The organism is Saccharibacillus alkalitolerans, from assembly GCF_011090185.1.
GTDB classification, from domain to species: domain Bacteria; phylum Bacillota; class Bacilli; order Paenibacillales; family Paenibacillaceae; genus Saccharibacillus; species Saccharibacillus alkalitolerans.
Genome location: NZ_JAAFGS010000006.1, coordinates 25,717 through 51,357, shown reverse-complemented (window position 1 = coordinate 51,357; position 25,641 = coordinate 25,717). Strand labels below are relative to the sequence as shown.

General features: G+C 44.2%; 24 protein-coding genes and 2 pseudogenes. 9 read left to right on the top strand and 17 right to left on the bottom strand.

Annotated features, from left to right (window positions below; genetic code table 11):
• Window positions 1–95 precede the first annotated feature (95 nt).
• From GYN08_RS16590 to GYN08_RS23800, 8 genes and pseudogenes are all read right to left on the bottom strand, one after another.
• Window positions 96–296, bottom strand: a complete 201-nt coding sequence (locus tag GYN08_RS16590; protein WP_166276324.1) for a hypothetical protein — start codon at window positions 294–296, stop codon at window positions 96–98.
• Window positions 297–391: 95 nt separating this feature from the next.
• Window positions 392–595: a hypothetical protein gene (locus GYN08_RS16585; protein ID WP_166276321.1), complete on the bottom strand. Its 204-nt coding sequence runs from the start codon at window positions 593–595 to the stop codon at window positions 392–394.
• Window positions 596–622: 27 nt separating this feature from the next.
• Window positions 623–1,258, bottom strand: coding sequence for a zinc dependent phospholipase C family protein (locus GYN08_RS16580; RefSeq protein ID WP_166276318.1), 636 nt, complete (start codon window positions 1,256–1,258; stop codon window positions 623–625).
• Between the two features lie 421 nt (window positions 1,259–1,679).
• Window positions 1,680–1,916 (bottom strand): annotated as a pseudogene (locus GYN08_RS23805) (CPCC family cysteine-rich protein); the annotation flags it as partial.
• A gap of 114 nt (window positions 1,917–2,030) precedes the next feature.
• Complete coding sequence (locus GYN08_RS16570) at window positions 2,031–2,450, bottom strand: HIT family protein (RefSeq protein ID WP_166276312.1); 420 nt, start codon at window positions 2,448–2,450, stop codon at window positions 2,031–2,033.
• 200 nt (window positions 2,451–2,650) lie between these two features.
• On the bottom strand, window positions 2,651–3,913 hold the full coding sequence (locus tag GYN08_RS16565) for an FAD-binding protein (RefSeq protein WP_166276309.1): 1,263 nt from the start codon (window positions 3,911–3,913) through the stop codon (window positions 2,651–2,653).
• 170 nt (window positions 3,914–4,083) lie between these two features.
• Window positions 4,084–4,281 carry a hypothetical protein gene (locus tag GYN08_RS16560; protein WP_166276306.1) on the bottom strand — a complete coding sequence of 66 codons (198 nt, stop codon included), beginning with the start codon at window positions 4,279–4,281 and terminating at the stop codon, window positions 4,084–4,086.
• A gap of 25 nt (window positions 4,282–4,306) precedes the next feature.
• Window positions 4,307–4,402 (bottom strand): annotated as a pseudogene (locus GYN08_RS23800) (YciI family protein); the annotation flags it as partial.
• A gap of 373 nt (window positions 4,403–4,775) precedes the next feature.
• Here GYN08_RS23800 and GYN08_RS23795 point away from each other — a divergent pair.
• From GYN08_RS23795 to GYN08_RS16535, 5 genes are all read left to right on the top strand, one after another.
• Window positions 4,776–5,321, top strand: a complete 546-nt coding sequence (locus GYN08_RS23795) for an IS110 family transposase (protein WP_235946351.1) — start codon at window positions 4,776–4,778, stop codon at window positions 5,319–5,321.
• A gap of 48 nt (window positions 5,322–5,369) precedes the next feature.
• A complete protein-coding gene (locus GYN08_RS23790) occupies window positions 5,370–5,984 on the top strand; it encodes an IS110 family RNA-guided transposase (RefSeq protein WP_328802968.1) in 615 nt (204 codons plus the stop codon).
• A gap of 423 nt (window positions 5,985–6,407) precedes the next feature.
• Entirely contained in the window at window positions 6,408–7,523 is a 1,116-nt protein-coding gene (locus GYN08_RS16545; protein WP_166276303.1) for a radical SAM/SPASM domain-containing protein, read from the top strand.
• Window positions 7,520–7,810: a PqqD family peptide modification chaperone gene (locus GYN08_RS16540; protein ID WP_166276300.1), complete on the top strand. Its 291-nt coding sequence runs from the start codon at window positions 7,520–7,522 to the stop codon at window positions 7,808–7,810. Before GYN08_RS16545 ends, GYN08_RS16540 begins: the two co-directional genes overlap by 4 nt.
• Window positions 7,803–9,140 (top strand): MATE family efflux transporter, encoded by a 1,338-nt coding sequence (locus GYN08_RS16535; protein ID WP_166276297.1) that lies wholly within the window; start codon window positions 7,803–7,805, stop codon window positions 9,138–9,140. The genes GYN08_RS16540 and GYN08_RS16535 overlap by 8 nt, the downstream gene beginning before the upstream one ends.
• 343 nt (window positions 9,141–9,483) lie before the next feature.
• Here the strand turns inward: GYN08_RS16535 and GYN08_RS16530 are convergent, their stop codons facing one another.
• From GYN08_RS16530 to GYN08_RS16505, 6 genes are all read right to left on the bottom strand, one after another.
• Window positions 9,484–15,240: a P-loop domain-containing protein gene (locus tag GYN08_RS16530; RefSeq protein ID WP_166276294.1), complete on the bottom strand. Its 5,757-nt coding sequence runs from the start codon at window positions 15,238–15,240 to the stop codon at window positions 9,484–9,486.
• A 494-nt stretch (window positions 15,241–15,734) separates the two neighbouring features.
• Window positions 15,735–16,256: a GNAT family N-acetyltransferase gene (locus GYN08_RS16525; RefSeq protein ID WP_166276291.1), complete on the bottom strand. Its 522-nt coding sequence runs from the start codon at window positions 16,254–16,256 to the stop codon at window positions 15,735–15,737.
• A gap of 134 nt (window positions 16,257–16,390) precedes the next feature.
• Entirely contained in the window at window positions 16,391–17,230 is an 840-nt protein-coding gene (locus GYN08_RS16520; protein WP_166276288.1) for a hypothetical protein, read from the bottom strand.
• 343 nt (window positions 17,231–17,573) lie between these two features.
• Window positions 17,574–17,903: a DUF3024 domain-containing protein gene (locus GYN08_RS16515; RefSeq protein ID WP_166276285.1), complete on the bottom strand. Its 330-nt coding sequence runs from the start codon at window positions 17,901–17,903 to the stop codon at window positions 17,574–17,576.
• Between the two features lie 577 nt (window positions 17,904–18,480).
• Window positions 18,481–19,629 (bottom strand): tyrosine-type recombinase/integrase, encoded by a 1,149-nt coding sequence (locus GYN08_RS16510; protein WP_166276282.1) that lies wholly within the window; start codon window positions 19,627–19,629, stop codon window positions 18,481–18,483.
• 147 nt (window positions 19,630–19,776) lie between these two features.
• On the bottom strand, window positions 19,777–20,124 hold the full coding sequence (locus tag GYN08_RS16505; protein ID WP_166276279.1) for a DUF3817 domain-containing protein: 348 nt from the start codon (window positions 20,122–20,124) through the stop codon (window positions 19,777–19,779).
• Window positions 20,125–20,350: 226 nt separating this feature from the next.
• Here GYN08_RS16505 and GYN08_RS16500 point away from each other — a divergent pair, with 226 nt between their 5' ends.
• Complete coding sequence (locus GYN08_RS16500; protein ID WP_166276276.1) at window positions 20,351–21,100, top strand: alpha/beta hydrolase; 750 nt, start codon at window positions 20,351–20,353, stop codon at window positions 21,098–21,100.
• On the opposite strand, the gene GYN08_RS16495 is transcribed toward GYN08_RS16500, so the two are convergent.
• The 3 genes from GYN08_RS16495 to GYN08_RS16485 are packed head-to-tail and all read right to left on the bottom strand — an operon-like array spanning window position 21,097 to window position 22,887.
• Window positions 21,097–21,549: an ankyrin repeat domain-containing protein gene (locus GYN08_RS16495; protein WP_166276273.1), complete on the bottom strand. Its 453-nt coding sequence runs from the start codon at window positions 21,547–21,549 to the stop codon at window positions 21,097–21,099. The two genes, GYN08_RS16500 and GYN08_RS16495, sit on opposite strands and share 4 nt — an antisense overlap.
• Window positions 21,550–21,570: 21 nt before the next feature.
• Window positions 21,571–22,242 (bottom strand): HAD family hydrolase, encoded by a 672-nt coding sequence (locus tag GYN08_RS16490; RefSeq protein WP_166276270.1) that lies wholly within the window; start codon window positions 22,240–22,242, stop codon window positions 21,571–21,573.
• A 48-nt stretch (window positions 22,243–22,290) separates the two neighbouring features.
• A complete protein-coding gene (locus GYN08_RS16485) occupies window positions 22,291–22,887 on the bottom strand; it encodes a YdeI/OmpD-associated family protein (RefSeq protein ID WP_166276267.1) in 597 nt (198 codons plus the stop codon).
• 80 nt (window positions 22,888–22,967) lie between these two features.
• Here GYN08_RS16485 and GYN08_RS16480 point away from each other — a divergent pair, with 80 nt between their 5' ends.
• The 3 genes from GYN08_RS16480 to nagB all read left to right on the top strand — a co-directional run bounded on the left by GYN08_RS16480 (window position 22,968) and on the right by nagB (window position 25,230).
• On the top strand, window positions 22,968–23,420 hold the full coding sequence (locus tag GYN08_RS16480) for a DUF6843 domain-containing protein (RefSeq protein WP_166276264.1): 453 nt from the start codon (window positions 22,968–22,970) through the stop codon (window positions 23,418–23,420).
• 221 nt (window positions 23,421–23,641) lie between these two features.
• Window positions 23,642–24,508, top strand: coding sequence for a MurR/RpiR family transcriptional regulator (locus tag GYN08_RS16475; protein WP_166276261.1), 867 nt, complete (start codon window positions 23,642–23,644; stop codon window positions 24,506–24,508).
• Window positions 24,505–25,230 (top strand): glucosamine-6-phosphate deaminase, encoded by a 726-nt coding sequence (gene nagB / locus GYN08_RS16470; protein WP_166276258.1) that lies wholly within the window; start codon window positions 24,505–24,507, stop codon window positions 25,228–25,230. Before GYN08_RS16475 ends, nagB begins: the two co-directional genes overlap by 4 nt.
• The last annotated feature ends 411 nt before the right edge of the window (window positions 25,231–25,641 follow it).

Here is a 25,641-nt window from a genome sequence, read left to right as displayed (position 1 = left end):
CTGTAGGGAGAATCGCTTGGCGGCGCTAGCGCTCGATCGGCCTGTACGCCTCCCAATCATACATACCCAAAAGCGCTTCATGACGTATAAACCGATTATCTGCCGTTCTCGGCATCAAACCGCCGACGAACGATCCGAACCGAGACAGCAAATCCGATAAAAAGGAGTGCTGAAACAGCCGTCATGATTTTCAATACGTTCCCTACCGGGGAGTTAAACCACTGAGTCACTAAGATCATTAAAAGGGCACCGGTTAAACCCATTCCCAAAATCAATATCGCTAAAATCTTGTCCATCCGATCACCTCGCAGATTATTGAAATAAGCCTTCAAACTGTCGGCGGATGTCTTTTCTTATCTCCTTCGGTCTTGAGCCTTCCGCACCCTTGAGATTACAATTTCTTACGAGCGCTTCTTCCGGTAATCTTGATCGCCGCAAAAAGGGCAATGCCCACCGATAACAAAAGGGTGATCAGACTTTTCAAGTAGTCATCCGAAATCGCCGAGGTAATGACTACTTTGACAATAACCTGAGCAACAATAAATACAACAAGAAATACGGCTATAAAATAAAAAACTTTTTTGACTGTTCCCATGATCCTTCTGTCTCCTCTTATCTTTTTCTACTGCTCCCATTCATCGATCATGCCGCGGATTGCGTCTCCGGCTTCCAGCATAAAAGTCTCGACGACTTCCGGCGTGATGTATCGCGGTCCGATCTCCGGCTTGTTCGTCGGCTGTTCAAACCAACGAATCGTACGCAGACGCCAATCGTTCACTTCCTGCGCATTCAGCAGAGGACTCACCTCATAAGCGGGAGCGCGCAGAAGGCCCTGCCAGAGCCGCTCCCTCCACTCCGCCGTCTCATACAGCAGAAAATCGATCCTGTCCGTGTCGAGATAATACTGCGGTTTGATCCGTTCAGGCGCTGCAAACTCCTCTTCCATCCGTTTCTTGAACTCCGCATAGACGCTTCGTCCCCACAAATAATCGGTCAGCACATGGGCAAAATACCCTTTGATATACCATTTCCGATCGAGATCGGCGCTTCGGCTGATGAATTCCGCATAATGCCGCTTCAGAATTTCCGGGCTCGTCTCTTTGCCGCCGAAATGCGTGCGAGCTTTATCTTCCCGACCGGCGTCTTTTCTCATATGTATGGAGTCGGGCGCGATGCTTCCCAGCACAAAAGCATCCGGAACGCGGCTTCCCTCGAAATAACGGGCCGCGACTCCCAGATGAACCATAGGTAAAGGCATGTTCCCCGCTCCTTTCCGTATCGTGATCTTCCTTGATCCGTTCGATTGCGATCCCTTAAATTAGTACACATTACCCGGCTTAAAGCCGATGCTTTTCTTGGACGGCCTGAACAAAACGGTCCCTGATCCGCCGGATATTCTCCTCGGCTTCCGACGGGGACAATTCGTATACCCGCTTGTCTCCGAAACGGACGTTGGGATTATCCCGGTTCATCAGCATCGTGTATTCCCAGGACTCTTCCTCGCTCAGGTAATCCCGCAATTGGGCGGAGTTGAACCGGAAGTTCGATCCCTCGACTCGGATAAGGCCTTTGTACAGATCCAGCACCGCGGTCAGCGGAGTTCCCGTCGCCGCGAACAGGCGGATCAATTCTTCGATCGGCATCCTGCAGACCTTCGAGACGTCGAGCGGGCCTTCGTACACATCCGACGGACGGGGCTTTCTGACATGCGGAATGCTCTGTTCTTCGCAGGCGCCGAACTTCGCGAAATTTTCCTGCGCTTCCCGCAGAGACACCTTGTTGGCTCCGCCCGGGTTATCCGGATCGTAAAACTGACCGGCGTCGTCTTCCCAAAAACAAATGCCGCAAATATCGTACGAACCCGGCGGTTCTTCGGTTAATGTACGATACCCGCAGCAGGGGCATGCAAATTTCATTGCGTTCTCCTTGTCTTCGTAAGTATTAGAGGCAAAATCAAATTTTATCATTTTCGTCGTTCCTAATAAACCGGGCTTGTTCGCTTGTCGGGCGTAAGGATACGGACACGCGCTTTAAAGCCGTTCTTCCATGACTTTCAATAGACTCTCTTTTGTTTCGCTCAGCCTTATTCGCGCATCGTGCGGCTTCATCGGCTCGCCCCAAGGAAAATGATCGCCTTCGTATCTGGGAATGAGATGCATATGGTAATGCGTCAGGTCGTTGAATAGGCCTCCGTCTTGGCAAATCCTTATCCCGTCCGGCTGATATACTTCCTTCAGCGCTTTTGCGATGATCTTCGCGGCATCCATAATCGCGTGCGAAGTCTCCTGCTCGATCTCATCCACGTCCACGAAATGCTTCTTCGGAAGGATCAACGTATGTCCTTCGTTAAACGGATCGATGTCCAGCACGCAGGTGACGTACTCGTTTTCGTAAAAAATATTCAAACCGGGCTCGATCCGGTTGGCTATGCGGCATCCTAAACAGTCCATATCAAAGTCTCTCCCGTTGCCGTATTTTCGAAAAACAGGCCAATCTCTGCTCCGTGTCCTCTCCGCCGATCGAATCCCATACCCTATGAACGCCGCTTCCGCCCGTTAGCTCACTGACTTTTTGCGAAAGATGAACGCCAAACAACCACCTGCCGAATGTATTCGAAAGGCGGTTGTTTGGATAAAGCGTTATTTCTTCGTCATTTCCGGGCTGGGCGAATATACGTATCCAAAAATTCATTGCTGAATTTTCCGTCAGGGTCGTACTTATCGATCAGCTTCCGAAACTCCGGCAGCTTGTCGAATTGTCCCCGCAGAGCGTCGGCCGGTACCGTAAACAGCTTGCCCCAATGCGGGCGTGCGTTAAACGGCGCCAACGCTTCTTCCAGCAGCGGAAGCACGCGCTCGACCGCCTGCCAGTCGTCCCGCCATGTGAAGTGGAACGCCACCGAAGGCTGATCGCGAAAAGGACTCAACCATAAATCGTCCGCATCGATCGTCCGCACTTCGCCGACGAACAAGATCGGTGCAAGATGCTCCCGCAGCCGATGAACGGCAAGCGCCGCTTGGTACACGTGTTCCCGCGACATCAAGTATTCGCTCTGCAGCTCCTTGCCGGCGCTCGGCGTAAACTCCATGCGGAAATGCGCGAGCCGCTCATGCCACATACCGGGCCTGCCGAGCTGCTCCGTGCAGTTTTCCGCCTGCATGTTCGGCAGCGGATGCAAGGGAGCCGCCGCGGGCCGCGCCCCGTAATAATCCGCATGTCCGGCATAGCTTGCGCCGTCTTCTTCCCGGCATTTCGTCCATACCTGATGAAATCTCGGCTGCTGCCAATCCGTGAACAAGCTTACGCTGTAAGCACCCGCGAAGATGCCGGCCGCGTTGGCTTCAAGCTGCGACAGAGGCAGATTCTCATAGACGAACTGTCTGACGGAATAAGCCGGCACGACTTTCAGCGTCAGCTTCGTCACGATGCCAAGCGCGCCGAGGTTCACGACGACGCCGGCAAACTCCGCGTCGCCGCGGCTGAACGTATGCAGCTCTCCGTTCGCGTCGACGAGTTCAACGGCTTCCACCGCTGCCGCCAAGCTTCCGTTTCGGCTGCCCGAGCCATGCGTCGCCGTGGCTGCGGCGCCGGCAACCGTGATATGGGGCAGCGATGCCAAGTTATGAAGAGCATAATCGGTCCGGCTGAGCTCCACGCACAGTTCCCCGTACGTGATCCCTCCTTCGACCGTTACCGTGCCGCGTTCTTCGTTTAATTCCAACATCCGGTTCCAATGCCGCAGCGAAACGAATATTCCGTCCGTATCCGTGATCGAATTAAAAGTATGGCCGCTGCCCGAAACTTTTATTTTCCGATGCTCTTTGACCAACCGCTGCAGATGCTCCACGCTTTCCGGATTAATCATTTCGGTCGCGCCGTACGTAAAGTTACCGGCCCAATTTTGGTAACGCATGATAGGTCCTCCCAAGTTCCGATTAATGAAGCGCTTCCTTATTTTCGCATACGGCAGTCCGTTTGCTCGAGTACTGCTCCCCGCGTTCGCTTCTTGATCTGCATATACCAACGTTATATTCTGTCTGTCGCTAAATCAAGTCACATAGCGAGGATCCTTTTCTCCGATTATCAAACGTCCCCGTCGATCGAACTCTTGATCTGCGCAACCTGGGCTTCTTTTCCCGTCAACGCCGCGAATTCTCCAAGCACGACCGCATCATCATCATCGTCCTCGATACATTCGGCGTCAAAGCTCCAGACATTCCGGGACAACCTTACGGCTTCGCTTTGCTTGTGAAGCAGTTCGGCTCCGATCACTGAAGTCAAACCAGAAAATGTCCGGCTTCCTTCCCTATTCGATTACCTGCCGCAGCTCGATCCGACCTTCCTCGTGCCCGTGTGGGTCCGGCATTTTCATCGCCCACCGAATCGCTTCTTCCTTCGACTTTATCTGAGTTATGTATGGTTTTTGCTTTTTATTGCAAGTCTGTTCTGATAACGTTCCTGTATTCACGACCTAGCGTATGCTGGGTGTCTGGCGAACGCCGGGCCAAGGACGAATGTCCGCAGCGTGAATATTATGTTGGTATTCTCAGTTCATCCCCGACTCGTTCGAGGATGAATTTTTTCTTTATACTGGAGAAAACACTGGGCAGAATAACACATATTTTGTTGGGACACCGATCCCGTCTTGTAAAGTGTTATCGGCCCTCGCCTTTTGTTCATACCCCGATTCAGCTGGTTGGGCCCAGAGCCCGCATCACCGTGCCAACCTGTGGAGAACGAAAGTGCTGGCCCCAGTGAACATGAAGGAGGTCCTCATGAATCAACCTGTTCTCAGCATTGACGTCGCCAAAGGTAAAAGCGTGGCGGCTGCTTTTCTTTCCTACCACAATTGTCTGTATAAACCGTTTACATTTCATCATTCCCAAGAAGATCTTCAAAGGGTTCTAGCTGTTCTAGAGGAGCTGAAATCTGTTTCCGGTCAAGAGCCTAAAGTCGTTCTTAAAGCCACGGGGAACTATTCGAAACCTCTGGCTTCCTTCTTTGCTGCTCACGGATATTCGGTCGTGCTTCTCAATCCGTTATTAACCCACCAACTGAAGCAAAAGGCAGTACGCAAGGTGAAAACCGATCCTATCGATGCGATGCGGATTGCCCACGTTTTTTACTTGCAAGATCCTCAGCCTCACGTACCGTTGGACGAGACCGTCCAGCAGCTCCGTGTGATCTGCCGGCAATATCAGCATTGGACAGCCTTATACGGCCAAACGCAGCTTCATTTTCGCGCCGTTTTGGATCTCCTTTTTCCGGGTTACGATCAAGCTTTTCAAAAGGTCTGCAACCGAACTTCTTTGGAATTATGATCTCGGTTTTCGACTCCTGTCGAGCTTCTCGCTGCAGATCCAGAAGAGGTGTTGAACCTCCTGTTGAGCAATCGTCGAGGTCGAGCTTGGAACGAAACCAAGCGGAAGCAGCTGCTTGAAATAGCCAGACACAGCCTGCCAGATCTTCATGGCATCGAGGCTCAAAAGGCAGTTCTCAGGTCATATATCCACCTTCTTCAAACGTATCAGGATTGCATGGATGACCTTTTACGATCGATGCAATCCCTCGCGGAATCGATTGAAACTTACGCGCTGCTTCGTACCATTCCAGGGGTAGGACCCTTGACAGCAGCCATGCTCGTTGCTGAAATTGGAGACATAAAAAGGTTCCCTTCCGTGAAGCAGCTAACAGCTTTTGCAGGGCTAGACTCAGCTGTTCACGAATCGGGAACCTTCAAATCCAAGAAGAATCGAATATCGAAACGGGGCTCTTCGTACCTGCGAACAGCGCTTTATCAAGCGACCGTAGCCGGCATTTCCAAGCAGATCCACGGTCCGAGAAATTCGACTCTTTTTCAATTTTATCAGCAAAAACGCAGCGAAGGCAAACCAGCAAAAGTCGCGATTGTAGCCACTTCGCATAAGCTTTTACGCATTATTTTCGGCATGTGGAACTCCGGATCGGCCTTTCAAGCTAATTAAACGATGAAATTGGATATAGAATCCATTTTTTATCTACCCTCTAAGGTAGGTTTATTTCAGTCTGTTTCATTTGGAAGACTCAACGATTGTCTTATGAAAGACTTGACTTTGATTAGCTGGTTTAGATGATGTTTGTATTACTTTGCTGAGTATTCATCGGCATTCCATAAATAAAAAAATATATAAAAAGAGATAAAATTCACATTCTTTTTTTTTACCCAATCTACAATAAATTCAAAGGAGGTGTATTAAAATGGTAAAATACAAAAAACCAACAGTTAAGCCTATTATTCTTTGGGGGAAAAATCATGCTGGTGGATCTAACCCTCTGCCTAAAACTGCTTGACAATCCAGTCTTTCCAAAAGAGCCAATGCATAAAAAACATTGGCTTTCCCTATTTTATAACAAAGGAGAAATTCATAATGGTTTTGAAATACAGCCGGAGACCTTACTATGCGGACTTTTCTGTAACTTCGCGATGTAATCTGAAATGTGATTTTTGTTCAGCTTCTGCACCAGAATACCACTCACATGTTAAATACTTGAATTTGAAAGAAATTGATCGTATACTTAGTCAACTAGACGAGCTGGGTGTACTTAGAGTGAGCTTAGAAGGAGGAGAACCTTTTTTACGTTCAGATTTTATTGACATAATGAAGTTAGCAGATAAATACGATTTTGAATACTATGTGAATACTAATGCCACATTAATCACTTCGAAAATTGCTAAAGAAATAGCTAAAACTAATGTTAGTAAAGTTTGCATAAGCATTGATGGACCCAACGAAAAAATACATGATCTTTGTAGAGGACAGAATGGTGCCTTTCAGAAAACATTAAGTGGAGTAAGAATGCTTCATGAAGCGAATGTAAGTGTCGATGGCATTATAACTTTATCCAAATTAAATGCAGATCATTTAATCGAAACAATTGAATTTATTGGAAAATTAGGAATAAATAATGTGGCAATCATGCTTTTAGCTTCTGTAGGCGGAGCTTCGGAAAGTATGAACGATGTGTATTTACCATTTGAAGATTGGACAAATATTTTGTTGAAAATCACTGACATGAAAAAGAACAACAATTTCACTCCTAGCGTTAACATAGTTTCAACGGGAGAAAGTAACTGTCCGTGGGAACTATATGCTCCTCTTCTTCTGAACCAACGAGAAGAAGATATAAATGTTTGGATTCGTTCCGATGCTTCAACTAATTTTGGAGAAGACGAGTACTTTTGCACGGCAGGAAAAGATAGTATTGCTATTGATGGTTTTGGAAATGTTTATGGATGTAGCTTAATGATTTCTGAAACAGAACTAAGTGCAGGGAATTTATTGGAACAAGAATTAGAAGAAATATGGAATGGATCCAAAACTTTCAATGCATTTCGAAAAAACCGTCTCTCCGATATAAAGGGACCTTGTGCTTCATGTAGCATTTTACATAAATGTGGAGGTGGATGTAGAGCTTGTGCCTTTGCATTAAATAAAGACATCGAATTCTCTGATACTAGATGTCCTATGGGGGTGAAGTCATGAAAAGAAAAATAACTTCTTTAGGTACTCATTTTATTTTAAGAATGGAGGAGAACGGAGAAGGAACCATTGCAGTAAATGGTAGTATATTTAGTGCTGATCATATAGCAGTGAAAGTTATAACCGACTTGGAAAAGGGTTTAAGTTTTTTTTCCATTGTAGAAGAAATATCTAATCTTTATAAAGTGGATAAAAATACCATTGATCAAGATATAAAAGATTTTTTAATTGATTTACACAAATATATTACTATAACAAACAAAGAAATTCGGGATATTATAAATGTTTAGAAAGATCTCTATCAAAAATAAAAATAATTTAAACTTAATCACTAGTATGGCGCTTCCGCTCATGGCAACCCAATTTTTTCAAATCATTTTCCAAATTACTGATCAAGCTATTGTAGGTCGCTTAAAAGTTGAAGATTTTGCAGCAGTTGGTGTAGCTTCCTCTTTTATCTTTTTAATCACCGGTACTATAGGAATGTTATGTAGTGCTTTTAATATTATTGGAGGTCAGTATTTTGGGAAAAATAACATTGAAAAATTTGGAGAATCATTTAATGTCACAATAAGTATTTCTGTAATAATAGGAATTCTATGTGAAATTTTTATTTTAAGCTATGGAAAAAATATAATGCAAATTATCTATGGATTGAACCCTGAGACATTAACTGTCGTTAAAGAGTATCTAAATATAGCAGGCTTAACAATTGGTATAAATTTAATTTTATTCAGTTTTTCTGCTTATTTTAAAAATATCAAAAAATCTCATATCTTAGTTTATAGTTTGACTGCTGCTAGCATAGTTAATGTGTGTGTAGATTACATACTCGTTTATGGGGAGTTTGGCTTCCCCAAATTAGGAGCAAAAGGAGCTGCTATTGGTTCTGTCGTCGGTTACACAGTCAGTTTAGTTTTAAGTATGTTTTTCTTCAATAAATACAAAATATTCAATTATTCTTTTATTCTAAAAAAAGAGGTTTTGTATCGTTTGTTTCGATTGTACATACCTCTTGCACTTCAAGATTTAATTGAATACACATTTTTCGCTATCGCTATAATGGCTTTCATAACAAGACTGGATGTTCATTCCTTAGCTGGATATACAGTCATTTCAACCTTAACAGAACTTTTTATGATTCCTATGTATGCTCTTTCAGGTGTGTGTATGACACTTTCTGCTCAATCATATGGCAAGGACAAAAAAGGGACCGATTATACCCGTTTATCTTGTACTTTTCTTTTAGGGCTATTAGCTCCTCTTGCTCTAGTAATGATTGTGTTCTCGTTACCGATTGCTAGAATGATTACTGATAAAGAAAGCATTATACTTATTGTACATCAAATGTTACCTGTGGCGCTTTTATCAAGTACAATTAACGGCGTACAAATGATTTTAAGATCTACTTTACAAGCAATAGACTTAGAGAAATGGGTATTGGTTTATTCTACGTTTATTTGTAGCGTATCACTTGTTATTATTTATCTGATGATTGAATATTTCAAACTTCCTGGTTTGTATAGCGGGTTAGGTATTTGTTACTTAGTTCTTTCCTTAGGATATATTCTAAAGATAAAAAATAAATCTCGTAAACCCATACCTATCCAAACAAATTAACCGATAATCTAAAGCTATAAATAATAAAACTAAAATTTAAAAGCTAATAAAAGACATTATAATTTTGTTATAGTGTCTTTTATTTTTATATATGTCCAAAAGTATAGAACAAATCGTGATTTTGAATTGCAAGAAATTTCATCTAACGTTCCTGTATTCACGACCCGACGTATGTCGGGTGTCCGGCGAATGCCGGACCAAGGACGTATGTCCGCAGCATGAATATGATGTTAAGTGAAGTTTCATTTCTTTTTAAGCTAAAATCTTCAATAAACTATTTGCTACACTGTAATTCAAATCATAAAATGGCCGCTATTTATTGTATAAAGGCGGCCATTTTATTTCATATAATTTTTGTTGTATAGCATAATGGTTTTACAGGTGAAATATAGCATAACTCTTCAAATGTCTTTTTCTTCATTAATAACTGACTACCAATTAAATAAGGTAAACAGTCGCTATCATCTATATAACAATTTTCCCACCTAGAGTATCTAATTACCTCTTCGCCTTCCTTTGTGCAACCAATAATACCACGCCCACTATCTATCATTCGAACACTTAAATATTGAAGAATTTCAGGTATCACACCCAACAATTGTTTTGTGTCGTAATTAAGGTACGGGTCATCAACTAAAGAAAAATTGGTTGTGAGGAACGTTTTAAAATCATGATACTGTAATAGATTGATATTATTGTACTCAGTCTCTTCAAAATATTCGTATTCGTCGAGCTTCATGAACGGAACTATATAAGTTTCTCCATCAAAACCGACACCTGATACAATCGTGATAGTATCAATATTGCTTACAGGATCACTTTTGAATTTATTCATTTTATTATACCATTTCTCAATATATCCAACTCTTACCCAATCATTCATTTCGACTTCTTCATATCCTTCCTCTACAAACTGAGGAAGCAGTAAATCATCAGGTCTTGGACCAAGCGAAGTATGCTGTGAAATCAACATTGGAATATTGTCTAATATAGCGCTATACAGGCTAATCTCATAAGGCTCATAGAAAGGTGTTCCAGCCAATGCTCTTAAATATTTCTCTACCTCAATCCCTAAGTATTTAGTTAATACATCATAAAAATAGACGTTTGGTATAAGAACATTATAAACGCGATTATATAAGATCTCTCTCTTTTCATCTACGAATTTCTCATCTTGTATTTCATTAACGTATGCTTCGATCACCTTACCAACATTTATTCCACATTCGCCAAAAAAAGAAATTCTCTTATCATTTTTTTCAACTAAGTCAAGAAAGTAAGACGTTCTCTCATCAATAATTAGTGTATCGATTTCATATTCACAATATGTCTCTTGGTGTTTCATTTGAATGATAGAACGAATCAAGAAATTTATAGTTGGATTTTGAGTTGGATAAATCTCTTCAAAAATACTCTCTAGCTTAAATTCAACAATCTCCTTAAATTCATAGCGTTTTTGTACAACTACCAACAATAAGCATAGTGCGTAATCAGTGTATTTATCTTTTTCAAATACGAATTGAGTAAATGGTTTTACAAATTTAAATCTTAACATTTTATCCTTAAGTAAATCATCAAGTTCACTTGTTATTGACTTAAATCTATTAGCTTCACCGTACTTTAATCTTGAAAGCAGAAGCAAAAACATTTTTTCGTGTACATCGAACTCTTCTTTTTCTCGCTTCACTTCTTTCCAATCGTATTCCAGTTGACCTGATAATCTAAAGTTAATAATCTCATAGAGATTATTCCAATGCTTAAAAACTAAATTAGAATCATAATTGATCGTACTCAAACCATTTATGATCTCTCCTCCAACAGCCAAAGAATAGTCGACTTCAAAAAAATTATGATAAATAAATTCAAAGAACGTTTTTTCAGCTTCATTTGAATCATATTTATGAGCTTTATTGAAAAACTTTGTTTGTGTAAACCTTCTGTACCAACCATCATTATGACGCAAGAACATTAGCATATAAAGTAGAGCCATTTTTTCATAATCTAAACTTAAATTATCCACAATTTCAATCAATTGATTACAAGTAGAGTCTGTAGACGTCCTGTTAAAACAAATATAGACCAAGCCACTAAGGAATGCTCTTTTTTCGTCATCAAGTTCTCCATCTAACTTTTGGGACAAGTAATAATAGACGCTAAGAGAGTCTTCTCTGCTGATTCCGTATTCTTTGATATATTCAATTAATTCCGCAAATGAAAACTCAGTAAAGCTTCGTCTGACAATTTCTTTTCTTAAGGTGTCCACAGAAGGATAAAATGTTTTTTGTTTTTTTACACTGATTTTTTTATTCCAATGAACTTCAAATCGCTTGCAGAAGCTATTTAATCGGTTAACTAAACCTTCACTTACATACTCTGTTTGATCATATGAATCAAATCGACTCATTAGTTCTTTGAAAGATCTTTCAGCTATACTTTCTGAATTCTCCTCTAACAAACACTCAATATTTGTTAAATATGCAGAAATAAAATTTTCTGTAATAACCTTTGGAAAAGTTTTGAAAAGAACATTCTCAATTCTAGGAGATAAAGTACTATTGCTCGAAATCAATAAATACTCCATACAATCCTCTAATATCCAATAATTAAAATTCTGTGTAAGTTCTTTTCTAAGAAAAGTAAGAGCTAGTTCAATATCAGAATCAACTAATAGCTTAAACCACTCTAATTGATAAGTTTTAGTACTTTTCCCATCAGTATGACGTACTACAGCATCAGCTAAAGGTTTAAGTTTTAATATGTTATTGAGACCTAACTCTTTATCAAGACTATATGTCGATGAAACACTGTCAAGAAGATGACTGAGGGTACGATCTTTTCGAAAAGAATACGATAGCATATATACAATGCCTTTTTTAAATGCTTCTTTTGATGAGCCTAGATGTCCTGCCTTAGCTAGTATTGCTGCATTTTTAAAACTATAATCTGCCAGATAAGAATAAAATCTATACTTATCTTCTTCATTAATTATTTCATTTATCATTGTTGTAATTATTTCAAAATTATCTTGATTAGCAATACTAGTTACTATGTTTAATAATTTATATGTTGGTAGTGGACCACCAGCTGAACCCTGTAAAAAAGTAGTTGTTTCTGCAGACATTATTTTCAAAATATTTAAAACTTCATTCCAAGTTTTTTCTGTCTTAATAAAAATAATAGGTTCTTTAATTGACTTATAAATAATTTCTTCGTATTTATATAAATCACAAGTTCTTGGCGTTCCTTTAAAAGGCTCAGTATCATAGGTCAACCATTTGAATGCATTTATAATATTTTTTTCAAATTCAACATTTTCAAGTTCGTTAAGAGCCCTATCCATTTCAGCTATATATATAAACCAATTGAAAAACCAGTTTCTATTTTTTATTTCTTCTAAAAATAAGCTTAATTCTTTAGCATGTAATTGATTTATTCTTTTTATGTGTTTCACATAAAAAGATACCGCCGAAATACTCTCTTCAGAATACGAGTCAACGTTCCTTAATGTATCGAAGATTTGAGTAATATTACTTAAATCAACTTCATAATCTTCATGAAAAAAAAACGCAAGACTTTTATTCCAATTCTCATTTTTAGACATTGACTTAATAATATCAATCAGTTTATCGATTTCGTTTCGTCTATTGTATTCCTCAATAACTATGTGGCGTTGTTCTTCTAAAGAGGATTTTCTTATCTTTGACAATCTTTCTTCCATGTCCCAGCCCAAATCTAAGCAAGCACAAATAAAGTATCTATATAATTCTTTTTCATTTAAATCACTATCGTATCCTCTATCTTTTTGATTTCTCAATTCCTTAATATAGGGTTCCCAATCTGGAATATTATTATTTTTCGAACATAAGTAACAGACTTTTAATCCTTGACTTAAATTAAGTGCCATTTGGTCTTCGTATAGCAATATATTTTTTAATCTAGGAAAACCATTTACTAACCCTAATACTTCGTAGTATAATTCTGAGTTTTCATCAAATGAATACTCTAAACTATAAATCATATTGCTTAATTCAGTGCATTTTATCAATTCTTCATAGTCATGTTTACTGCAAGCAGCTTTAATCAATATTTCAAAATTCTTTTTTATAGATTCAATATTATTTCCATAAAACAAACTGTCTACTACAAATTCCTTATTGCAATATTTGAGAATTTCATCGTATCTCATAGATTCAAAAAGAAGTGTAAACAGATATAGGTATGATTTTCTAACATTATAAAAGCCGTTACGTATTAACCATTCTATTAATTCGTCATAGATAAGTCGTTGAACATTGACGTTTTTCTTTTCAAGCGTCTCAATAATATATCTTCGAAAACTTTCGTGATAAATTGTATAACCGCTATTACACTTGTTTTGTTTAAGTATACTTTGAATTAGATCAATACTTTCCTCAACATAATCACCTAAATGAGTAATCTCAACCAGTTCTTTTTTAGTCAGGTGAAAAGGGGCACCTGCTAATACTTGAGGAACTTTCTGAGAATTAGGTACTAAAGACAATAAATATTCATAATAACTCGTTAAATTGTTGTCATATTGAGGGAATTTTTGGAGAAATTCTAGGGATATATAAGACAATTTTTTCCGTTCGAGTTCTTGCATTAGATACTTCAGATATAATGGGTTACCTTTACTCTTGTCCAACAGTATTTGGGATAAGGTTATCTCTTTATTTAAAGAGCTATCAGTCATATTATTCTTTATCAAAAATTTTTGAACGTCATGTATATTCCAAGGAACAATATTATAAGTCTCATATCCTTGCTTAGTGAGTTCAATGACATCTGTTGCAGGTTGGGAAGCTAAAACTACATGCAACTTTTCTGTAAAAACAAAATTAGATAAAACTTGTATTATTTCTGTTTCAATTTTTTTCATAATTGCTTTATGAAAGTTATATATTCTTCCTATGTGATCAAGACCATCAATAATCAACACTGTATCTTCTGATATGCTATCAAATAAGTTTTGTAGCTCCTCCACATCAACACCATATTTTGTTTTCTTTAGTTCAATTAATTCAGGGAATGATATTAGAATATCATTCACTAAATTCGCTAAAAAAATATCAATTGTAATTCTTTCTTTTTCAAATACGTCATCCATTCCAGTATAACAATAGTGTTGAATTACTTTTATCTTCTTACTATTCAAATACTTAATGTAATTTTGAATGAACCATGATTTACCAGACCCAGGCTCTCCTAAAATTATAGTTTTCTTATTTGAATATATAATATTATTAAAGTTTTCAAATTTATATTCATCAACTACATTCAATTCTTCATCAATATAAAATTTTTGATTTATGTTTCCATAATTATTTTTCAAGCCTAACTTATAAACTATATTGTTAAGCCTTATTTCCTCTCCGGTCGATCTTGCATTCTTAACAATGTGCGTGAGATTAAGCAAAACGTCTTCAATTTTTTTGTGATGATTAGGATACTTGCCAACTCCAAATTGTCTTAACTTTGAAAATACTATTTTCTCCAAAGCATCCGGATTTGCAATATCATTACTTGCCTTTGGTAAGTTCACCTCTACTATTACATCCTCTAAAAATAAGACAAACTCATCCCTATTTATATTTTCGCTCTTACTTCTTAATCTTCTCCATGTTGATTTAGGTTGCTGATCTCGTTCCCAAATCAGATCAACATTAAATTTTAAAAACTTCACCTTTTCATCTTTATAAAAATTATCACATTCTACTTCATATAAAAAATCAAGCTCTTCGTCGCTCTCTATATATTCCCAGGCTAAACAGATTCTAAATTCCGTTTTACCTAAACGATTAGATTCTTGCCAAGATTTAAATAAAGTATCTAAAGCCAGATCGTAATTTGCAGTAGAGAAATCCGCTTTACCAATTATCTTGTCATCACTGTACTTTATTTGCTTTTTTGAAATATTATTTAAAGATACTAATGTAAAATCGTCAAATTTATCATTTTCACTTTCCTTCTTATCAATTTTTACAACTGCATCAACATCGTTCAATACATTTTCAATAATAAATAATCCAGATAACAAGTCTTGATATTCATACCCTTTATGAGCTAATCCCAGACTCATTTTTTTCACCTCTAATTTTTTAAACTTAGCTTTTGTGATTCACAAGTTTAGCTTGTATATTTTCTGTAAATCTTCTAGTTACAAAAAACCTCTTATGCATTTTAAATTTTTAGTAACGAAATTATGATATTTTTAAATGATTAGCTCCAGCTACACTCTGCAAACTTTTTTCTAATTTCAAGTAAATTATTAATGCTGACTATTTAAAACTTGTTAAAGCTCTTGCCATTCAGTGATTATTCTTACTTATGTTTTGATGATGACATTTTACCATTTTACAAGCATGAAGCTTTAGTGGAATTTCACTTAACGTTGTTGTGTTCCCGACGCCTCACCGACTTAAGCCCCGACAGGGGCGGCTGCGACGCGGTTAGTCGGTGCAGGTGTGTCTGCTGAATCCGCTTCTTCGAAATCCCTCTTGCAGACCAAGGCTCCGTAGGAGCCGCAGTGGGAACACGGTGTTAGATGATGCCGACTCTTCCCTGAACCCACCCTCAAAGTCTTTCTCTTGTTAGTTCTTTAGTAAAGTATAAGTTCAAATCATCATCTACACATACCATAGATCCTGGTACTACAAATTGATTGTTATAAATAATCCCATTCCCATCTGGAATATATCCCCTGCGACAATAAATTCTTTGTGCAGCACCATAATCTTTATACATTCCAACACCAATTCCTATGTACTTATATGTCTTAGAAACCATGTCTTCAAATTCATCCATCAATTTATTAGCTATTCCTTGTCTTCGATATTCTGGGAATACATTAAGATCATTGATTTCTGGTATTCCATTCTCATTAAAATAAGGATAATCCGAGTTATACTTTAAATGGGCGCATCCTGCTAATTTCCCAGCCACTATTACCAATAATGTTACCCGTTCGCTGTTCATATTCTCTTGCAAGCAATTATCGTAATAATCATCCGATCTATTCATATTATGCTTTATAAAAGCTTCCCTCCAAATAGCTATTTGTTCTGAAGTATTTAGATGTTCTATATTAACTTCCATGATATTGCCTCCATAAATTGTATTAGTCGGTTTCATCTAACGTTCCTGTATTTACGACCCGACGCATGTCGGGTGTTCGGCGAATGCCGAACCAAGGGCGTATGCCCGCAGCGTGAATATTATGTTAGGCGAAGTTACTTTCTTTCATACTTTAATTCTTTAATTTGATATTCCAGATCACATAAAATCATTATTGTTTTCATAGTAGGTTCATAAATTTTAAATTCACAGATAAGCTCATTCTCGTTCTGATAAAAATCAGTCAGTACTAATTCTCTATAATCTTCTCTTGTTCTTTCAGCTACCTCTCTTCTAAGTTTTTTGAATTTTTCATTATTTATAGGAGTACTTTTAATGTTTGTACGTTCATCTTCAAATTTACTAGCCAAGATCCCTTTCAAAACATCCCAAGTAACTCCTGATAAAACTGAGCTGCCTATGAAAAACAAAAAGTCTTCCGCTCCTCCAGATAATCCTCCATCAAATCTCGACTGATAATGCTGTATAACCTTAAAGTCTTGATTTTGAGTAGCCAATAACTGCTTTATTTCTTCCGCTACTCCCCATTCTTCAATTTGATGCGCTTTAAACACAAACCCATTTTCATTCATTATTTCATTCAATAAATCAAAATTATTTGAGGTTGTTTTCAAACCTAATTCTTGTAAATTCTTAAAATATGACTCGCATGCTTCTTTTACTCTATTAAGAGTTCTATCTATCTTGTTTGTTGGATCATTATCATCAAAAATTAGAGTAATATAGATGTAGTAATTTTCTCCTACTATACTGACTTTTAAAGTCATTAAATCTTCTTTAATTTGAAGAATTAGTGTATGTAAGTCATCAATGATACTTTCAGTTAATCGAATATTTTCAAACTTATATTTTTGAGAAAGTGTAATTTCTCGTTTTGAATAATTGGAACTCCAATTCATTTTCTCTATACGCAATTCCAAATTAAGGTTTGACATAATAAACCTCCTAATCTTACAGGTAATTTCGCCTAACGTTCCTGTATTCATGACCCGACGTATGTCGGGTGTCCGGCGAATGCCAGACCAAGGACGGATGTCCGCAGCATGAATATTATGTTATGAGATGTCATTGGCTTCTTCGAGTTCACTTCAAATATTCCTTCAAAGTCTTTATTCATGACTTTAAATCAGGTTTCAATATCTTCGTTTGTCTCTTTCTTCTTCCTAACCCATTCGTTCTTTCTAAGATCTCTCCTAGATTTTCTAATGTTTGATCATTCTATTCAGATTCGAAGATCGGATGCTGTATTCACGGGTCGCTTTCCTTATCCTCTTCGATTCAACCCCAAAACACTCCATTCTCGTCTTGATCAACGATCTTTAATTGGGTTTCAAAATCTTCGTTCGGTTCATAATCATCTATAAAATGCCATTTTTCTTTACTATCTCTCCAATAGATTTTCCACTGCTTTTCGTCCAAACGAAATTGAGCGATTGGGCGTTGTACCCACTTCTCACTTTTGAAAGCTTTTCTTTCTTCAATCAAGGTCACGTGGTTCCCTCTGATCTTATAGCTGCATCCTATTTGATCTTTCACATGTTCGGGTACAGCTTGTTGAACATATTCATCCATCAATTTTATAATTCGCTTCTTCGTAAAATCATCCATGGTTTAGGTTCCTCTCGCTCTACTCTCGGTTTTGATTTTTTTGCTTTGGTTTATATTCTTTGTCCCACAATGATTTCTCATAACGTTCCTGTATTCACGACCCAACGCATGTTGGGTGTCTGGCGAATGCCAGACCAAGGACGAATGTCCGCAGCGTGAATATTATGTTATCTGTTGGATTTACACCACTTCTTCGAATCGAGACAGGACGTCGGCCCACTTTAATCATTAGCCTTGTCCATCTTTATCGCTTTATCCCTGTTTATAATTCTGTACGTCTTTATAGTTCTATCCGTTTTTATAGCCCTGTCCGCCTTTATAGCTTTGTCCGTCTTTATAGCCTCGATAGTCTTGGCAGCCTTTATAACCCTTCATCGCCTACTTCAAGCAACAGGACGTTGCGAATGAGACACTTACAAGTTCTTGGGGGAAATCTTACAGATAACGTCTTATTCCCGAACTTCGCCAATCTCTCTTCCCTGCCGTATTCCCGAACTTCTTACAACCTGCCTACTCCGTGGTATTCTCGAACTTCGTCAATTCCACCGTCCACCGGTATTCCCGTACTTCCTCCGCTCTACTCATCCAGCCCGCCCAGCCGATCCAAAGGGCTCTGGATCTTCCCGATATCCCGTCTGCTCACATGCGTATAGCGTTCTGTCGTTCGTACGCTTTGGTGACCGAGCAGCTCCTGGATGTAGCGAAGGTCTATTCCGTTTTCCAGCAGGTGAGTCGCAAAAGAATGCCGCAGCGAATGGATGCTCACTTCTTTGCGAATTCCCGCCTGGAGCAGCGCTTTTTCGAACACTTTCTGCGCCGAGCGTTCCGTCAGATGCCTTCCTTCCCGCTGTCCGGGAAACAACCAGCCTTCCGGCTGTTCCTGCTCGATGTAGCGCTCCAATACTCCGGCTGCCGCCTCGGAGAGCAGGGTCTGCCGGTCTTTCCTGCCTTTTCCTTGGCGTACCTTCACGATATGCCGCTCCCGGTCGCAGTCCGTCGGACGAAGACGAACGACTTCGCTAACGCGCAGGCCCGAAGTATAGGTCAGGTACAGAATCGTCTTGTGCTTGAGATTCGGCACGCTTTTGAGCAGCCGCACCACCTCGCCAAGCGAGAGCACGTCCGGCAGTTTGCTTTCTTTTTTGGGTCGGACGTAGCCATTCGACTTAGGGCGATTCAGTACATAACGAAAATGGAACTTAAGCGCGCTGATCGCCTGGTTCACGTAAGCATGCGAGAGGCCTTTTTCGAGCAGCGCCAGCGCATATTTTTGTACCGCTGTCTCGCCAATGTCCGTATCCGCTCCGTCCGTTTCCGCAAAAAAGCGCCGGACCTGCGACGTATACGCTTTGATCGTCCTGCTGCTGTATCCTCTGGCTTTCAGGGCGTCGCGCAGTTCCCGCTCGCGTTCCGCATTCCACGGCCCGCTCTCAACGCGGCTCTCGGCTGTCTCCGGAATGATCCGCTCCTGCCGAGGATGTTGAAGCCGTTCCTTAATAGACAGAAGTTCGCGGATCAGCCGTTCGTCGCCCACGAATTCATCCATAGGATAAGCTTTGAGCAGAACCTCCAATGCCGGCAGGCTGTATGGAATGGTCCACACTTTCTCATCCTGCAGCCATGCACGGCCCGGCACGGAACGTATCCCTCTCAATTCTTCCGGCCCGTAACGCTCCAGCTTCACTCCTACCGTCCCATCGCCTTGGTACCTCAAACCTATTTTCATCCTGCTTGCCTCCTCAGTTTATCATCGTTTGGAATAATTGGAAATCTAGTTTTACATAGAAAAAGGGCCTTAAGATGGAGTTTCATCTCAAGGCCCGATGCTTTCGGCGCTGCTTGCTTATGTGGTTGTATCCGGTCTACGTTCCGCCTATACCGCCCGTCTCCCCCGATCCGCTTCCTCCGGCGTCGCGTAAGCGCGGCCCGCCGCAATCTCTTTGTTCAAATACGACTCGAACACGAACGTGCCTGCTGGCAGCACGGCCGCGGCCAGCGCCCACAGCAGCTTTTTCATGCCCCATTTCAGTTCCATGAACGCATGCAGCACCGCCAGGATATACAGCACGAACAGCACGCCATGCGCCATTCCGACGATCGAGACGGCCTGGTCGACGCCGGCGGCGTACTTCAGCGGCATCGCGACCAGGAGCAGCAGCAGAAACGAGATCCCTTCCAGCACTCCGATCACTTTGAATCTTCCCAACACGGTCCTCAGCATCGTTACCTCCCAAGAATTGAAGGCGTTTGCGTAAACGGCGGTAGCTCTCACCGATACGCTTGCGCAAACGTCCTGAATGTACGAATCTTCCTCATTTTAACGGATATTCCGCACACTTCTCAACTTTAACGCAGCGCATATGTATGGTTAGATATAAGAGTATGATCGACGCGCGGACCCGGCTTTCGAGTCGGTCCGAATTCTGCTCAGAATCGGAGTGAACGCCATGAAGATGATCCCTCCCCAGCCTTTTACTTATTCGTCCGGCAAACGCGCCGTTCTGCTGCTGCACGGATTTACGGGCAGCCCGGCGGACGTGCGCAAATTGGGACGTTATCTGCATGAAAAAGGCTATACGTGCCACGCCCCGCTTTACACCGGACACGGAGACGCGGCCGAGGAGCTGCTGGACCTCTCCCCGGAAAACTGGCGGCGGGACGCCGAGGAAGGCTACCGCCGGCTGGTCGCGGAAGGGTATACCGAGATCGCGGCGGTCGGGGTGTCGTTGGGGGCCGTGTTTGCGCTGCGGCTCGGCACCGAATATCCCGTCGCCGGCGTCGTATCCATGTGCGCGCCGATCCGAGGCAAGAGCGCCGACGACCTGTTCCGGCGCGTCCTGAGCTATGCCCGGTCGTACAAGACGTTCGAAGGCAAAAGCCCGGACGTCGTGCAGGAGGAGATCGAAGCGCTGCAGGCGCGGCCTCGCGACCGGTTGACCGAGCTGCAGGATTTGATCTCCGATACCGGCGAACGGCTGCGGGAGATCGACGCTCCCGTCGCCGTCATGCAGGGCGGGCTGGACAATCCGCTGTACCTGGACAGCGCGGAAGTCATTTACGGCAAAGTGAGACATCCGCGCAAAACGTACACCCTCTATCCGCAGTCCGGGCATATTCTGACGCTGGGACCGGAGCAGGCGGAGGTGTTCGCGGACGTGCACCGTTTTTTGGAAGGGCTGAACTGGCGGAAGGCTTAGACGGAACCGGGGTTATTCCGATCCGATTCCGGATTCGACCGCGGCATGCCGCTTTGCAGCACGGCGATCACTTTCTCGGAGCGATAAGCTTCGGCGATGTCCAGCGCGTGTTGGCCGTCCGTATCCCGAAGTTCCGGGTCCGCGCCGTGCTCCAGCAGATACCGGATGATCGCTACGGGTTCGTCGCCCGGCTGCCCGCCGGTCTGAATCGTGCCGTCGATCGCGATATCCACCGCCTGATGAAGCGCCGTCCAGCCTCCGTCAGGCTGAAGATTGACGTCCGCGCCGCCCTCCACGAGCAGCTTGACGATCTCCGGCTGTTCGTGCTCGGCGGCCGCTTTCAGCAGGGTCCAGCCGTTTTCGTATATGCGATTGGGATCGGCGCCGCCCGTCAGATATCGTTCCACGGCTTCCGTCTGTCCGTCCTGGATTGCTTTGAAAATGTCCATTCGCTCTTCTCCTTCCCCCATTCAAATGTCGGCAGCTTCCCGCGTCTCACCCAATACCGCCGGCAGCTGGCTCCAATCGTCGATGACCCGATCCGCCTGCGCCATTTCGTCGGCCTGCGCGAAATCGAAACGGCACCCGATCGCCAGCAGTCCGTTGTCTTTGGCCGCCCGGATATCCGACAGACGGTCGCCCGCGACCGCTCCGTCCGTGATGCCGTATTTGTCGACGATCGTTCGGACCAGGTCCGATTTGTTCAACGATTCGATCTGCTGAATGCTGAACACTTCCGTCACCCAGCGGTCCAGACCGTAATAGCGGACAATGGCGTCCAGGTAAGCGATCAGGCCGTTGCTTGCGATGTAGATCGGGCGGCCGCTGTCCTGCAAATAACCGAAGACTTCCTCCACACCGGGATACAGGGCGCCTTTGCCGAGGTTAATGTTGTCGATCAGCCTGTCCAGAAAATAAGCGTCGACCTCCTCCCGGAGTGCGAGCGAATGCCGCGGCAGCAGCGTCTCCCAGACTTTCGGCAGCGGCACGCCCATGATCTCGCGGTAGGCGTCGATCGGCGTCTCCCGCTCCCATTCCCCCCGCGACCTGAGATGATCGAACGCTTCTTCCAGCGAAATCTCCAGAATTTTGTCCGTCTGAAAAAGCGTTCCGTCCATATCGAAAATAAGCGACTGCGTCATGTTCGGTTCTCTCCTGTTCGATTCTTTTTGGGATGCCGCGGGATCAGGCTAGCGGTCGTTCAGTCCTTTGCCTTCCATAATGCGCGGCGCGTGCTTCTCGATTCTCGATACCCGGGTCTTGGACTGCTTGGGCTCGGTAAAATGCAGCAGATACGCTCTTTGCCGGCCGGGGGTCAATCCTTCGAACGCTTCCTGCAGCGCGGCGTCTCTGTCGAACCTCTCCCGAAGTTCTTCCGGCACGGCGAATTCCTCGCTCGTTTTCAATTCGACCCGCAGGCCCGCTTTTTCGATCTCGATCGCTTCGCGGATATAGGCCCGGATCTCCTCTTCCCGCTCCTCGATCTCGGATACGCTGTCGAACCGCAGCTGGCGTCCCGCCTGCACTTTTTGCGTCTGCCGGATCAGCATGCGTTCATTGTCCTGCAGCAGCGAGCCTTTGATAAACAGCAGCGCGCAGTAGTCTTTGAATCCGTGGATGAGCACGACGTTGCCGCCTTGAACCGTGTAGCAGGGCTGGCCCCACTTCAGTTCTTCCGTCATTTCGCTGTCCAGCGCCAGGCTTCTGAGCTTCGCGAATTCTTCCCGCCACTGCTCCGCGCGTTCCAGGAAAGCGTCGACTTTGGGATTCGTTTGCGGTGCGGTCATAACTTTTCCCTCCATTCGGCCGTTAAGATGATACTGGCTTCATTATAACGGATGCAGCCGCACAACAAGGAGGACTCCCATTGAAAAAAATTCCGTGTCTGCTGCTCGGGCTGCTGTCCCTGCTCGCCCTCGCCGGCTGTACCGATACGCGCCCGTCAAGCGTCTATCTTCTTCCGGAAGGCTACGAGGGATGGGTGCTGATCGATTTTGCCCAGGAAGGCGCGCCCGAGATTCCGGTCGAAGACGGCAAGCAGGTATTTCGAATCGGCAGCGACGGCAAGCTGGATACGTCCACGCCCGAGCCTTCCTACGGAACCGCCGAAGACGAATATTATTTTGTCGACGAGGAAGGGAATCGACGCCGGATCGAAAACATGCTGGACGTCATCCAAGATCCGTCGATCGGCACCCGGCCCAACGGACGCGACGAGAACGGCAATCCGCTGCCGGGCAAAAAGACCGTCGAACAGTTCTTTGTCGGCCCGCTGGAGAAGATGGACGACTATCCCAATCCTGCGCTTGCGCCGTCCTGACCTGAATGCCAATGCCGCTTTCGCCTGTCGGAAGCGGTTTTTGTTCGGCGTTTTTCGCTTTTCGGCCGGGCGGATGAAGGGTCTTCTTGTATCCTTTTATCCCTTCGTTTATGATGAAGATAAGAAAACATTTTTCTGTTTATATGCTTTATTTTTAAAAATATTTTTCAAAAGGCAACCTTCCCGTTTCTACCGATCGCTGCCCGCAAAGGAGTCCTGTCATGTCCACCCTGCTGTCGCTGTTAAAAGAAAGTCTGGAACGCTTCTCCCCGCAGGAGAAACGGCTCGCCGAGTACATTTTGGAAAATCCCGAGCAGGTTCAGCGCCTGGGCATCACGGAACTGGCGTCCGAATGCGGAACCAGCCCGGCCACGGTCACGAGATTTTGCAAGTCGCTGCGCTTCAAGGGATTTCCCGATTTTAAAATGCGCCTGATCGGCGAGCTGTCGCGCCCGTCGGATGCCGGCACGTATCAGGACATCGTCGCCGGGCGGCCGCTGAAGGAGATCGCGCGCGCGATCGAAGCGAATCATCTCTCCTCGATCACCGACACGACCCGGCTGCTCGATCCCGAAGCGCTGGAACGCGCCGTCGCCGCGCTGAGCGGAGCGAAACGCATCGATCTGTACGGGATGGGCACGTCGTCGATCGTCGCGCAGGATCTGTACCAGAAGCTGATCCGCATCGGCAAAAGCTGCACGGCGTTCGCGGACTCGCATATGCAGATCACGTCGGCTTCCACGCTGAACGAAGGCGACGTGGCGCTGGCGATCTCGTACTCGGGGGAAACGCCGGAGACGATCGCCGCGCTGCAATGCGCCAAAGACGCCGGAGCGCTGACGCTGTCGCTCACCCGCTACGGCGCCAGCCCGCTGCCGGACGTCGCGGACATTCCCCTGTACACCTCGTCGCTGGAAGAAGGCGTGCGGCGCGGCCCTATGGCGTCCCGAATCGCGCAGCTTCACGTGATCGACATTTTGTTTACAGGGATGGTGAGCGAAGGCTTCGAAGAATACGTCCCTATGCTGGAACAGTCTTATCACAACGTTCGCCAATATTTGAAACCATCCGGAGGTGCACATCGATGAACCTGTTGACGTTTCGAACCGAAGAAGACCTGAACCGCGCCGGCGCCGGCCTGATCGCCAGCCTGCTGCGGATCAATCCGCGGGCCGTGCTCGGCCTCGCGACCGGAAGCACGCCGATCGGCATTTACGCCGAGCTGGTCAAGCTGTACGAGAGCGGCAGCCTGAGCTTCGCCAAAGCCCGTTCTTATAATCTCGACGAGTACGTCGGCCTGTCGGGCAGCCATCCGGCGAGCTATCGCTGCTTCATGAATACGCATCTGTTCAACCGGGTGGACATCGATCCGGCGAACACCCACGTTCCGAACGGACTGGCCGTCGATCTGGAGCAGGAATGCGCCTACTACGACGCCATGATCGAAGACGACCGAATCGATCTGCAGCTGCTGGGGCTCGGCCATAACGGGCATATCGGCTTCAACGAACCGGACGACGAACTGATTCCCGGCACGCATGCGGCGACGCTGCAGCAGCGGACGATCGAGGCGAACGCGCGCTTTTTCGAATCCGAGGACGACGTGCCGAAGCAGGCGATCACGATGGGCGTGGCGGGCATCATGAAGGCGCGGCAGATTATGCTCGTCGTGCGCGGCGAGTCCAAAGCGCGGATCGCCGAGCAGGCGCTGACCGGCCCGATCACGACGCAGTGCCCGGCTTCCCTGCTGCAGCTGCATCCGAATCTGGTCGTGCTGATGGACGAGGCGGCGGGAGCGTGGGCGAAATGAGCGGCGAAGCGGAAAACGGACGGCGGGACGAAGCCCGAGACCTGTCGAACGGCGGTATGGAGAGGGATTCGGATAGAGGGTCGGACAGACCATTGGACAAAATGTCGGATAGAAAATCGGATATAACGTCGGATCGCGATTCGAATAAAGATTCCGGCGGGAGCTTGAATGGAAGTTCGGATGAAGGTTCGGATAGAGGTGTTAATGAAAGTCTGAGCGAAGACTGGAAAGACAAAGATGCGCTCGGCGGAACAGACGCGGAGCCGGACGGCGGCGAGCACGTCCGGCAGTTGGAGCTGAATATCGACGTGCCGGAAGCGGATTCGGAAGATCCCGCTGCGGCAGCCGCGCCGGGCGGAGTCCTCCGCTTCGTCAACGCGAAGATCGTGACGCCCGGCGGCGTGATCGCCG